Consider the following 13,366-nt stretch of genomic DNA (forward strand, 5'->3'; position numbering starts at 1 on the left):
GGACGTTTGTGTGTATAAATTTTATGGCATTGCATTATTTGTTATTGCACTTGATCAATGGTCGAAGTGGCTAATCGTTAAAAATATGGCAGTTGGCGAGCGTATTATGATTTGGGACCCATGGTTTGCTATATTATCACACCGCAATCGCGGCGCTGCTTGGGGGATGCTTGAAGGACAAATGTGGCTCTTTACGATTATTACCCTTGTCGTAATCGGAGCAATTATTTATTTCTTTCACAAGGAAGCACAACACAAGCCCGTACTACAAGTAGGGTTAATGCTATTATTAGGCGGAGCGATTGGTAATTTTATTGATCGTCTTGTACGAGGTGAGGTTGTAGACTTTGCGAGCGTATTAATCCCAGGAATTAATTATTACTTCCCTATTTTTAATGTGGCAGACGCAGCACTAACCTTTGCGGTTATCATTTTATTTATTGGGATGTATATGGAAGAACGAAAAACAAGGAAACAGGTGAAAGTATGACGTTACAAACAGTAGTTATTACAGAAGAAGTAGTAGGATCACGTTTAGATAAGGCACTATCAACGCTAGAGGCAGATTGGTCACGTACGCAGATTGGTACATGGTTAACAGAAGAACGCATTACATTAAACGGCGCAACACCAAAAGCAAACTATAAAGTTAAACTTGGTGAAAGCTATGAAGTAAATATACCTGAGGAAGAAGTAATTGAAATTATTCCTCAAGATTTACAATTAAATATTGTTTATGAAGATGATGATGTAGCTGTTGTGTATAAGCCACGTGGTATGGTAGTACACCCAGCGCCGGGGCATACCAAGGACACGCTAGTAAATGGTTTAGCCTATCAACTTAACAACTTATCTGATATGAATGGTGAGTTACGCCCAGGTATTGTTCACCGTATTGATAAAGATACGTCAGGTTTATTAATGGTTGCAAAAACAAATGAAGCACATGAAGGTCTTGTGCAACAACTTGTTGATAAAACAGTAACACGTAAATATACAGCACTTGTGCACGGTCATATTGCACATGATAAGGGTACCATTGAAGCACCGATTGGTCGTGACTCACGCGACCGTCAAAAACAGGCTGTACAAGATAATGGTAAGCACGCTGTTACGCATTTCACTGTACTCGAGCGTCTTGGTGATTTCACATTAGTAGAGTGCCGCTTAGAAACAGGGCGTACACACCAAATCCGCGTACACATGGACTATATTGGCTACCCAATGGCGGGGGACCCTAAGTACGGTCCTAAGAAGACCATTGATTTCGGCGGACAAGTGTTACATGCAGGTGTGATTGGTTTTGTACACCCAGTCACTAAGAAATATTTACAATTTGAGCAAGAATTGCCGTCTGACTTTGTAGCCTTAATCGAAAAGTTACGTAAATAGCATTGACGTTTGGTATTTTTCAGTCTATAATTAGCGACAGTCAATTAAATATTCACCTTTAATGGCAGTCCAGAGAGGCTGATAAGGTACCAAATACAACGCTACCCGTCTGTAGACGGCTACGTATGTCTTTTTGTGTGCAAATTCACCTCTTGAGCCAATATGCTTAAGAGGTTTTTTCTTTGGAAAAATTAAGGAAACTGAGAGGAGAGCACTACTTTGACAAAAACAGAGTTATTAGATGCCCAATCAATGTCACGAGCAATCACACGGATTGCACACGAAATTATTGAACGCAATAAGGGAATTGATGAATGTATTTTAGTTGGTATTAAAACGCGAGGTGCTTTTCTAGCTAAACGTTTAGCAGAGCGCATTGAAAAAATTGAAGGCAAACCAATTCGTACAGGGGAGCTTGATATCACACTGTATCGCGATGACTTAACACCTAAGCATGAAAACGCTGAGGCGTATGTGCAACAGGTTGATATTGATTATGTAGTAGCTAACCAAAAAATTATTTTAGTAGATGACGTGTTATACACGGGACGCACAGTGCGAGCAGCACTTGACGCTGTAATGGATTTAGGAAGACCATCACAAATCCAAATGGCTGTTTTAGTGGACCGCGGTCACCGTGAGTTACCAATCCGTGCTGATTATGTAGGTAAAAACATTCCGACTTCTAGCACAGAAAAAATTGTCGTGCATTTAACAGAGGTTGATGGTTTAGATAGTGTAACAATTCATAAGCAGGGAGAGTAATAGCGATGGCAACGAACGCAAGATTAGACGTTAGAGATGTACCAAATCCACTGTCGCTTATTACTTTAAGTGCACAACATATGTTTGCGATGTTTGGCTCAACGATTTTAGTGCCAACTTTAGTGGGCTTAGAGCCAGCTATTGCATTGTTAACAAGCGGTATTGCAACGATTTTCTTCTTATTAATTACACGCTTTGAGGTACCAGCTTACTTAGGGTCATCATTCGCCTTTATCGCACCAATTATTTTAGCGAGTAAAATTGATGGCCCAGGTAGCGCTATGATCGGTGCAATGGCGGTCGGGGTAGTATACGGTATTGTGTCGCTCATCATTTGGCGTACCGGTTATAAATGGTTAATGAAATTGCTACCACCAATTGTTGTAGGCCCTGTAATTATGGTAATTGGATTAGGCTTAGCAGGCACAGCAGTTGATATGGCGATGAATGTAAATGGTGAATATAATATGTTGCACTTCTCAGCAGCTTTAGTCACATTATTTACCGCAATTATCTTTACAGTCTTTTTTAAAGGTATTTTAAGCACAATGCCAATTTTAATGGGACTTGTGGTAGGCTATCTTTATTCACTAGCAATTGGTATTGTGGATTATAGTAAAGTAAGTGAAGCAAAAATGTTGGAGATGCCGAAGTTTTTACTACCAGGTGTGGATTATAGCTTTACGGTAACGGCAGAGATTTTACTTATCATGGTGCCAGTTGTACTCGTAACAATTTCTGAGCATATTGGTCATCAGTTAGTGCTTGGACGTGTTGTAAATCGTAACTACCTTGAAAGCCCTGGCTTACACCGCTCATTACTTGGCGATGGGATTGGTACATTTATTAGTGCGCTAATCGGTGGTCCACCAAAGACAACCTACGGCGAAAACATCGGCGTATTAGCAATTACACGTGTCTATAGTGTGTTTGTAATACTTGGTGCTGCCATAATTGCAATACTTTTATCGTTTTCTGGTAAAACAATGGCGATAATTGCCACAATTCCGACATCGGTTTTAGGTGGCGTATCGATACTATTATTTGGTATCATTGCATCAAGCGGTTTACGCATGCTAGTCGAAAACCAAATTGATTTTGGTGAAAGTCGCAACTTAGTCATTGCCTCAGTCGTACTAATTATCGGTATTGGTGGAGCAAAGCTAGACTTTTCGTTAGTAACACTTGAGGGCATGGCACTTGCAGCAATTGTAGGTGTTATACTTAACTTAGTGTTACCGAAGTCACCTTACACAAAAGAAAATGAAAAATTATTAGATGAATAGCAGTACCTTTTAATAGATTGTCCAGAGAGGCAAAAAAGGGGAACTTGGTGAGTGAGCAAGCGTTTAGCGCTACAGCTCTATCTCGTCATGCCTCCCTACGCCTCGCTTACCTTAAGCGAGGCTATTTTTATAGAGACGGGAGCTAACGAACGTGAAAAACCTATTATCCATGGAGTATTTATCAAACGAAGAAATCTTACACATCCTAGCGCGAGCAAGTGCTTTTGAAGCAGGTGAGCCAAGTCAGCTTGAGCGCAAATACAACGTAGCGAACTTATTCTTTGAACCAAGTACACGTACAAAAACAAGCTTTGAAATGGCAGAGCGCAATGTTGGTTGTACCGTTATCCCTTTCGATGCAGGCTTTTCTAGTGCGATTAAGGGCGAGACAATGTACGACACGGTAAAAACACTTGAGATGATTGGTTTAGACGCAGTAGTCATTCGAGCTAAGGAAGATGAATACTACAATGAGTTGCTTGAAGGTATTAATGTAGCTGTAATCAATGCAGGCGATGGTGCGGGGCAGCACCCTTCACAATCACTGCTTGACTTATATACAATAAAAAAAGAGTTTGGCAAGTTTGAGGGGTTAAATGTTACGATTGCTGGCGACATTTCGCATAGCCGCGTAGCTAAATCAGACGCCATTGCACTAGAACATTTAGGTGCAAATGTGCGCTTCTTATGTCCGCCTGAATGGGCAGGCGATTTTGAAGCCCATCATGATTGGGATGATTTAATAGAAGATAGTGATGTAATTATGTTGCTACGTGTGCAGCACGAGCGTCATAAAGTCAATAAAGATTTCTCGAAGGAAGGCTACCATGCGCAGTATGGTTTAACGCTAGAGCGCGAGAAACAAATGAAAGACGGTGCAATCATCATGCATCCAGCACCAATTAATCGGGGTGTCGAAATTGATACTACATTAGTTGAGTGCGAGCGCTCACGCATTTTTGAGCAAGTGCGCAACGGAGTTTATGTTCGCATGGCAATTGTTGAAACACTTTTGAAAGGGAGAGAATAAAATGAAAACAGTTATTCAAAATGTCAAAATGTTAAACGAGCAAGGTGAATTAATCGACACTAGCGTGGCGATTGAGGCTGGTAAGATTGCTAAGATCGGAGACGTACAAACAGAAGGTGCAACAGTGATTGATGGTAAGGGTAACTTACTAGCACCAGGCTTTGTAGATGTGCATGTTCACTTACGCGAGCCAGGCGGCGAAAAGAAAGAAACGATTGCAACAGGTACAGCATCAGCGGCAAAAGGTGGTTATACAACAGTTTGCTCAATGCCAAATACACGTCCAGTACCAGACACAGTAGAAAACCTTGAGCTTGTGAATACATTAATTAAAGATAACGCTAAAATTCGCGTATTACCTTATGCTTCACTGACAGTTCGTCAAGCAGGTAAAGAGCGTACAGACTTAGCAGCTTTAAAACAACACGGTGCATTTGCTTTCACAGATGATGGTGTAGGTGTACAAACAGCTGCAACGATGTTTGAGTGTATGCAGGATGCTGCTAAACTTGATATGGCAGTAGTTGCACACTGTGAAGACAACTCATTAATTTATGGTGGCGTAATGCATGAAGGCAAGCGCAATAAGGAGCTTGGGTTAAAAGGTATTCCTTCTGTATGTGAATCAGTGCATATCGCGCGTGATATTTTACTTGCAGAAGCAGCGGGCGCACACTACCATGTTTGCCACGTATCAACAAAAGAGTCAGTACGCGTTATCCGTGATGCTAAAAAAGCTGGCGTAAAAGTAACAGCTGAAGTAACACCACACCACTTATTACTATGTGAGGATGATATACCTTCAGATGATGCAAACTGGAAAATGAACCCACCATTACGTGGGGCAGAAGATTTACAAGCGCTACGCGAAGGTTTACTAGATGGCACAATCGACTGTATCGCAACCGACCATGCGCCTCATACGGAGGAAGAAAAATCAAACGGCATGAGCGATGCACCATTCGGCATCCATGGCTTTGAAATTGCGTTCCCACTACTATATACACGCTTTGTTAAAACGGGCGAGTGGACAGTAAAGCAATTAATTGACTGGATGACAGTTAAACCAGCAGCAGTCTTTAACCTACCTTATGGTACGGTAGCAGAGGGCGCTGTGGCGGATCTTGTACTAATTGACCTTGCTAAAGAGCAAGTAATTGATCGCACGACATTTGTTTCAAAGGGGAAAAATACACCATTTAATGAAAAGGTTGTACAGGGTTGGCCTGTTATGACAATTTTCGAAGGTGAAATCGTATATCAGGAGGACGCAAAATGAAAACACGTATGCTTATTTTAGAAGACGGTACAGTATTTAAAGGCTTTGCTTTCGGTAGTGAAGCTGCATCACAAGGTGAAGTAGTATTTACAACGGGTATGACTGGTTACCAAGAGGAAATCACAGACCCTTCATTTTACGGTCAAATTGTAACATTAACTTACCCATTAATCGGTAACTACGGCATTAACCGTGATGATTTTGAGGGTATTACTCCACATATCCGTGGATTAGTGGTACGTGAGCTAGCAAAGCATCCTTCTAACTTCCGTTGTGACGAAACATTAGACGACTACCTTGCGGCTAAAAACGTACCAGGTATCGAAGGTATTGATACACGTAAGTTAACACGCATTATCCGCAAGGCAGGAACTGTGCGCGCTATCCTTACAGCAGCAGATGAAGCAGTAAACGTGGATGAGATTGTAGCACAACTAAAAGCAACAGACCTAATTACAGACCACGTTAAGCAAGTATCACCAACAGCAGCTTACCCAAGCCCAGGTCGTGGCATGCGTGTTGTTGTCATTAACTATGGTATGAAGCATGGTTTACTACGCGAGTTAAATAAACGTGATTGTGACGTATTAGTTGTACCTTACAACACACCGGCTAAGGAAATTTTAGCATGGCATCCAGATGGTATCTTATTATCAAATGGCCCAGGTAACCCAGCAGACATTCCTGAGGCAGTTGAAATTGTGAAAGATTTAATCGGAAAAGTGCCAATGTTCGGTATTTGCCTAGGTCACCAAATCCTATCAATGGCAAGCGGTGCCAAATCATTTAAACTAGCATTCGGTCACCGTGGTAGTAACCACCCTGTTAAATCTTTAGCAACAGGTCGTACAGAGCTAACATCGCAAAATCATAGCTATGCGATTGACGAGGCATCACTAAAAGCAACAGACTTAGAAGTAACACATATCGCTTTAAATGACGGAACAGTACAAGGTATCCGCCACAAAAACTATCCAATCTTTGCGGTGCAATTCCACCCAGAAGGTTCACCAGGTCCAGAGGACTCTAACCACTTATTCGATGACTTTATTGAAATGATGGAAAATGAAGTAGAAAAGGGGAAACAAAATGCCTAAACGTACAGATATTGAAACTATTTTAGTAATCGGCTCAGGCCCAATCGTAATCGGACAAGCCGCAGAATTTGACTACGCAGGAACACAAGCTTGTCTTTCGTTAAAAGAAGAGGGCTACCGCGTAATTTTAATTAACTCGAACCCAGCGACAATCATGACAGATACCGAAATCGCTGACAAAGTATATATCGAGCCTATCACTTTAGAGTTCGTATCTCGTATTATTCGTAAAGAGCGCCCGGATGCCCTACTACCAACATTAGGTGGACAAACAGGGTTAAACATGGCAATTGAGCTTGAAGAATCAGGCATTTTAAAAGAGTTAGATGTAGAAATTTTAGGAACAAAACTAGATGCTATCCATAAAGCTGAGGACCGCGATTTATTCCGTAACTTAATGTATGAGTTAGGTGCACCAGTACCTGAATCAGATATCATCCACAATCTAGATGAAGCAAAAGCATTTGTACAACGCATTGATTACCCAGTAATCGTACGCCCTGCTTTCACACTTGGTGGTACAGGCGGCGGTATTTGTTACAATGACCAAGATTTAGAAGAAATCGTAACGTCAGGTTTAAAATACTCACCAGTAACACAATGTTTACTAGAAAAATCAATCGCAGGTTATAAAGAAATTGAGTACGAAGTAATGCGTGACGCAGCAGACAACGCCATCGTAGTATGTAACATGGAAAACGTTGACCCTGTAGGTATCCATACGGGTGACTCTATTGTAGTAGCACCAGTACAAACATTATCTGACCGCGAAAACCAAATGCTACGTAATATCTCACTAGATATTATCCGCGCATTAAAAATTGAAGGTGGCTGTAACGTACAGCTTGCACTAGACCCATATAGCTTCCAGTACTATGTAATTGAAGTTAACCCACGTGTATCACGTTCATCTGCACTAGCGTCAAAAGCAACAGGTTACCCGATTGCAAAGCTTGCAGCTAAAATTGCGGTAGGTTTAACACTAGATGAAATTAAAAACCCTGTTACAGAGTCAACATATGCTTGCTTTGAGCCAGCACTTGACTATGTTGTCGCAAAAATTCCACGCTGGCCTTTTGATAAGTTTGAATCAGCAAAGCGTAACCTTGGTACACAAATGAAAGCAACAGGTGAGGTAATGGCACTTGGTCGCACATTTGAAGAGGCAATGTTAAAGGCTGTTCGTTCACTAGAGATGGGACAAGACCACCTAGAACTTAAAAATGGTGCGGAGCACGACGACGCATGGATTGAAAAACGTATCCGTAAAGCAGGCGATGAGCGTATCTTCTTCCTTGGTGAAGCACTACGCCGTGGTGTAACGATTGAGCAAATTCACGAATGGTCAGCAATTGACTTATTCTTCCTAGAGAAGTTCGATAAAATTGTTAAAATGGAAAAAACGCTCGCTGACAATAAGCAAGATAAAGATACACTTTATGTACAAAACGTTTAGGTTTTGCAGACCGTAAAATTGCAGAGCTATGGGATACAACTGAGGCAGACATTTATGCTTTCCGTAAGGAGCATGGCATTGTACCTGTATACAAAATGGTAGATACATGTGCAGGTGAGTTTGAATCAAATACACCTTACTTCTATGGCACATACGAAGAAGAAAATGAATCGATAAAAACAGATAAAGAATCTGTTATTGTACTTGGCTCTGGGCCAATCCGTATTGGACAAGGCGTAGAGTTTGACTATGCGACAGTTCACTCTGTATGGGCAATTAAAGAAGCAGGTTATGAAGCTATCATTATTAACTCAAATCCTGAAACGGTATCAACGGACTTCTCAATTTCAGATAAATTATACTTTGAGCCACTAACAATTGAGGATGTAATGCATATTATTGACCTTGAACAACCTAAGGGCGTCATTGTACAGTTCGGTGGACAAACAGCTATTAACTTAGCAGACAAACTAGAAGCAAACGGCGTAAAAATCTTAGGTACAACATTAGAAGATATCGATCGCGCTGAGAATCGTGATAAATTCGAACGTGCGCTCCACGAAATTGGCATACCACAACCACTTGGTAAAACAGCGATTTCTAAAGAAGAAGCAGTAGTAATTGGTAAAGAAATTGGCTTCCCAGTACTGGTGCGCCCATCTTACGTACTTGGTGGACGAGCAATGGAAATCGTATATAACGTAGAAGAGTTAGAGCACTATATGGAACATGCGGTTGAAGCATCACCCGACCACCCAGTGCTTATTGACCGCTACTTAACAGGTAACGAGATTGAAGTTGATGCAATTTGTGATGGTGAAAACGTATTAATCCCAGGGATTATGGAACATATTGAGCGCGCTGGTGTTCACTCAGGTGACTCAATTTCTGTATACCCACCGCAAAAATTAACGCAACAACAAATCGAAACCTTAACAGACTATACAACGCGCTTAGCACGTGGCTTAAAAATTGTAGGTCTAATGAATATTCAATATGTTATTTCAGAAGGTGAAGTGTACGTAATCGAGGTTAACCCACGTTCAAGCCGTACAGTACCATTCTTAAGTAAAATTACAAATATTCCGATGGCAAATATTGCGACAAAAGCCATTTTAGGTGAGTCAATTGTAGAACAAGGCTACCCAACAGGCCTAGCTCCTGAGCAACAAGGCGTGTTCGTTAAAGTACCAGTATTCAGCTTTGCGAAGTTACGCCGTGTTGACATTACGCTTGGACCTGAAATGAAATCGACAGGTGAGGTAATGGGTAAAGATGCTACGCTTGAAAAAGCACTTTACAAAGGTTTAGTAGCAGCAGGTATGGAAATCCAAACACATGGTTCAGTGCTATTCACTGTATCAGATAAGGATAAAGACGAGGCAATTGCATTAGCAAAACGCTTCTCAACAGTAGGCTACCGTATTTTAGCAACAGAAGGCACAGCAAAAACATTTGAAGAAGCGGGCATCCGTACAGATGTTGTTGGCAAAATTGGTGCTGAGGGTACAACGTTACTAGATGTTATCCAAAACGGTGAGGCACAGCTTGTAATCAATACATTAACAAAAGGTAAGCAACCAGCACGTGACGGTTTCCGTATTCGACGCGAGTCAGTAGAAAACGGCGTACCTTGCTTAACTTCATTAGATACAGCAGAGGCAATGCTACGTGTAATTGAGTCAATGACCTTTACAGCAGAGCAAATGCCAAAGGCGGAGGTAAAATAATATGCAACAAGAGCGAATGACGGTCGTTCGCCAAGCTCAAATTGCAAAAAACATTTTTGAAATCACGTTACGCGGACAAATTGTTCAGGACATGTCTCCTGGGCAATTTGTTCATGTTCGCGTGACGGATGCACTTGAGCCCTTGTTACGACGACCAATTAGCATTGCTAATGTAGATAAAGAGAAAAGTGAATTTACAATGATTTACCGTGCTGAGGGGCGCGGTACACAAGTATTAGCTAAAAATCGCGAAGGCGAAGTTGTAGACGTACTTGGCCCAATTGGTAATGGCTTCCCACTAGATGCTGTACAAGCGGGCGATACAGCATTACTCGTTGGTGGCGGTATTGGTGTGCCCCCGCTGTATGAACTATCTAAACAACTTAATGCTAAAGGGGTTAAAACGATTCATGTTATGGGATTCCAAACAGCAGATGTTTGTTTCTATGAAAATGAATTTTTAGCACTAGGTGAAACGCAATATGTTACAGCTGATGGCACACATCGTCATACAGGTTTTGTTACGGATGTTTTAAATAAGTTGCAACCAGAGTTTGATGTATTTTATTCATGTGGTCCAATGCCAATGTTACGTGCATTAGAGGCATACTACCCCGAAAAAGAGGGTTACTTATCATTTGAAGAGCGCATGGGCTGTGGTATTGGCGCTTGCTTCGCATGTGTATGTGATACAACAGATCAAGATGAGCGCGACTATATTAAAGTATGCTCAGATGGTCCAGTATTCCCGAAAGGTACGGTGGCATTATGAATCGCTTAGCTATGGAATTACCAGGTTTAGATTTACGCAATCCTATTATGCCCGCTTCAGGCTGTTTTGGGTTTGGTCAAGAGTATGCCAAGTTATATGATTTAGAGAAGCTTGGCGCTATTATGATTAAGGCAACAACAGAAGAGCCACGCCGTGGTAACCCAACGCCGCGTGTTGCTGAAACCGCAGCAGGTATGCTAAATGCTATTGGCTTACAAAATCCAGGGCTTGAGCATGTTATGAATAATGAATTGAAGTGGTTAGCACAATATGATGTACCTATTATTGCTAACGTGGCGGGTTCAGAGACAGCTGATTATGTTGAAGTAGCTAAACGTATTTCAACTGCACCTAATGTTAAAGCACTAGAGCTAAATATTTCCTGCCCAAATGTTAAGTGTGGTGGTATCCAGTTTGGTACAGACCCACAAACTGCTCAAGAACTAACAGCAGCGGTTAAGGCCGTATCACAGGTACCTGTTTATGTGAAGCTATCACCTAATGTAACGAGCGTAGTGGAACTTGCTAAGGCTGTAGAAGCAGGCGGAGCAGACGGTATTACGATGATTAATACATTAGTTGGTATGCGCTTAGATGAGCGCACAGGTAAGCCAGTTATTGCTAATAAAACAGGTGGTCTATCAGGCCCAGCCGTAAAACCTGTTGCTATCCGTATGGTGTATGAAGTATACAATGCTGTTAACATTCCAATCATTGGTATGGGTGGTATTACAGACGCACAAGATGTGATTGACTTTATGTCAGCAGGTGCTTCGGCTGTTGCAGTAGGTACAGCGAACTTTGTTGATCATTTTGTATGCCCAAATTTAGTTGAAGCACTACCAGCTAAACTAGATGCACTTGGCGTAACGCATATTTCAGAAATTATCGGAAGGAGCCACCGCTAATGAACACCAATCCTATTATTGCGCTAGATTTTTCGACTGAGCAAGAAGTCGTAGCTTTTTTACAACAATTTGATGAGCGTCTATTTGTAAAGGTTGGTATGGAGCTGTATTTACAAGAAGGCCCAAGCATTATTACAACCATTAAAAATATGGGGCATGATATTTTCTTAGATTTAAAACTTCATGATATTCCTAATACAGTTAAGTCAGCAATGCGCGGCTTAGCTAAGCTAGGCGTGGATTTGGTTAACGTACATGCGGCAGGTGGTCGTCCAATGATGGAAGCAGCACTTGAAGGATTAAAAGAAGGTACGCCAGCAGGACAAGAACGTGCTAAGCTAATTGCTGTAACACAGCTAACTTCTACAACAGAAGAGCAAATGCAACGTGAGCAAAAAATTATGCTTTCACTTAATGATGCAGTAAAGCATTACGCTCAACTAACAAAAGAAGCAGGGCTTGATGGCGTAGTATGCTCCGTCCATGAAGCAGCCATGATTGGCGAAGCTTGTGGCGCTGATTTCTTACGAGTAACACCAGGCATTCGTTTAGCAGGTGGCGAAACGCATGACCAAAAGCGTATTGCAACACCAGACGGTGCAAAACGTGACGGCGCAACACAAATTGTAGTAGGACGTGCTATCACACAAGCAGCAGAACCACAACTTGCATACACAACGGTACGTACATTATGGGAGGGCAACTAATTATGACATTACAAAACGAAATTGCACACGCTATGCTTAGTGTAGGAGCAGTAGAACTTAATCCAACTGATTTATTTACATGGGCTTCTGGTATCAAATCACCAATTTACTGTGATACACGCCTAACAATCTCTGATCCAAAAGCACGTAAGCAAATCGCTAACGGTTTAGCTACATTAATTAAAGAAAACTTCCCAGAAACAGAAGTTGTAGCGGGCACAGCGACTGCGGGCATTCCGCATGCTGCGTGGGTAAGTGATATTTTAGATTTACCAATGGTCTATGTACGTTCAAAAGCAAAAGAGCATGGACGTGGCAATCAAATTGAAGGTAAATATGCACCAGGTCAAAAGGTTGTAGTAGTTGAAGATATCGTATCAACAGGTGGTTCTTCGATTACTGCTGTAGAAGCACTGCGTAAGGCAGGCTGTGAAGTAGTAGGTGTGGTTTGTGTGTATACATACAATCTACCACGTGCCGAAAAAGCATTTGATGAAATTGGCGTGAGCTACGCAAGTTTAACAAACTTTGATTATTTAATTGAAGCGGCAACTGAGGCAGGTTCAATTAAAGAAGAAAACGCACCTTTCTTAAAAGAGTGGCATGCAAAATTAAAAGCAGGCGAACTATAAAAATAAATATAAAAAACATCTTTTTCGTTTATCGAAAAAGATGTTTTTTTATGCCTTACTCTATGTTTTATGTTAGAAATCCATTATCTAAGGATAATATATACATGGTATGTATATATTTGGAGTTAAATAGTTAGAAATAACTGATTATTTAATTGTAGGTAAAATTGATTTTTACAGCGAAAACCTCAGTTTTTACAGCTATTTTTTAATGATTAGGATAAAATGTAAATAAAACTGTTTACAATATTCGAAATTTACGTGATAATCAAACTTATTAGTATAATATTTAAGTATTCTTTTAAGGGAGGT

Annotated in this window: 11 protein-coding genes and 1 pseudogene; all 12 read left to right on the forward strand. The window is 41.1% G+C overall.

The window, feature by feature from the left end:
• The first annotated feature begins 10 nt into the window (after positions 1 to 10).
• The 12 genes and pseudogenes from lspA to pyrE all read left to right on the forward strand — a co-directional run bounded on the left by lspA (position 11) and on the right by pyrE (position 13,054).
• A complete protein-coding gene (gene lspA / locus CH76_RS00140; RefSeq protein ID WP_036141147.1) occupies positions 11 to 490 on the forward strand; it encodes a signal peptidase II in 480 nt (159 codons plus the stop codon).
• Positions 487 to 1,392 carry an RluA family pseudouridine synthase gene (locus CH76_RS00145; protein ID WP_036141150.1) on the forward strand — a complete coding sequence of 302 codons (906 nt, stop codon included), beginning with the start codon at positions 487 to 489 and terminating at the stop codon, positions 1,390 to 1,392. Before lspA ends, CH76_RS00145 begins: the two co-directional genes overlap by 4 nt.
• 219 nt (positions 1,393 to 1,611) lie before the next feature.
• Positions 1,612 to 2,157: a bifunctional pyr operon transcriptional regulator/uracil phosphoribosyltransferase PyrR gene (gene pyrR / locus CH76_RS00150; RefSeq protein ID WP_036141153.1), complete on the forward strand. Its 546-nt coding sequence runs from the start codon at positions 1,612 to 1,614 to the stop codon at positions 2,155 to 2,157.
• A gap of 5 nt (positions 2,158 to 2,162) precedes the next feature.
• Positions 2,163 to 3,443: a solute carrier family 23 protein gene (locus CH76_RS00155; protein WP_036141155.1), complete on the forward strand. Its 1,281-nt coding sequence runs from the start codon at positions 2,163 to 2,165 to the stop codon at positions 3,441 to 3,443.
• Positions 3,444 to 3,594: 151 nt separating this feature from the next.
• Complete coding sequence (locus CH76_RS00160) at positions 3,595 to 4,473, forward strand: aspartate carbamoyltransferase catalytic subunit (RefSeq protein ID WP_036141158.1); 879 nt, start codon at positions 3,595 to 3,597, stop codon at positions 4,471 to 4,473.
• Position 4,474: 1 nt separating this feature from the next.
• Positions 4,475 to 5,752, forward strand: a complete 1,278-nt coding sequence (locus CH76_RS00165; RefSeq protein WP_036141162.1) for a dihydroorotase — start codon at positions 4,475 to 4,477, stop codon at positions 5,750 to 5,752.
• On the forward strand, positions 5,749 to 6,849 hold the full coding sequence (locus CH76_RS00170) for a carbamoyl phosphate synthase small subunit (protein ID WP_036141165.1): 1,101 nt from the start codon (positions 5,749 to 5,751) through the stop codon (positions 6,847 to 6,849). Before CH76_RS00165 ends, CH76_RS00170 begins: the two co-directional genes overlap by 4 nt.
• Positions 6,842 to 10,035 (forward strand): annotated as a pseudogene (gene carB, locus CH76_RS00175) (carbamoyl-phosphate synthase large subunit). The gene CH76_RS00170 and the pseudogene carB overlap by 8 nt, the downstream one beginning before the upstream one ends.
• 1 nt (position 10,036) lies before the next feature.
• On the forward strand, positions 10,037 to 10,807 hold the full coding sequence (locus tag CH76_RS00180) for a dihydroorotate dehydrogenase electron transfer subunit (RefSeq protein ID WP_036141168.1): 771 nt from the start codon (positions 10,037 to 10,039) through the stop codon (positions 10,805 to 10,807).
• Positions 10,804 to 11,715: a dihydroorotate dehydrogenase gene (locus tag CH76_RS00185; RefSeq protein ID WP_036141173.1), complete on the forward strand. Its 912-nt coding sequence runs from the start codon at positions 10,804 to 10,806 to the stop codon at positions 11,713 to 11,715. Before CH76_RS00180 ends, CH76_RS00185 begins: the two co-directional genes overlap by 4 nt.
• Complete coding sequence (pyrF, locus tag CH76_RS00190; protein WP_036141176.1) at positions 11,715 to 12,422, forward strand: orotidine-5'-phosphate decarboxylase; 708 nt, start codon at positions 11,715 to 11,717, stop codon at positions 12,420 to 12,422. The genes CH76_RS00185 and pyrF overlap by 1 nt, the downstream gene beginning before the upstream one ends.
• Before the next feature lie 2 nt (positions 12,423 to 12,424).
• Positions 12,425 to 13,054: an orotate phosphoribosyltransferase gene (pyrE, locus tag CH76_RS00195; RefSeq protein WP_036141178.1), complete on the forward strand. Its 630-nt coding sequence runs from the start codon at positions 12,425 to 12,427 to the stop codon at positions 13,052 to 13,054.
• Positions 13,055 to 13,366 lie beyond the last annotated feature (312 nt).

Origin of the sequence: Lysinibacillus sp. BF-4 (assembly GCF_000743635.1) — a bacterium.
GTDB classification, from domain to species: Bacteria; Bacillota; Bacilli; order Bacillales_A; family Planococcaceae; genus Metalysinibacillus; species Metalysinibacillus saudimassiliensis.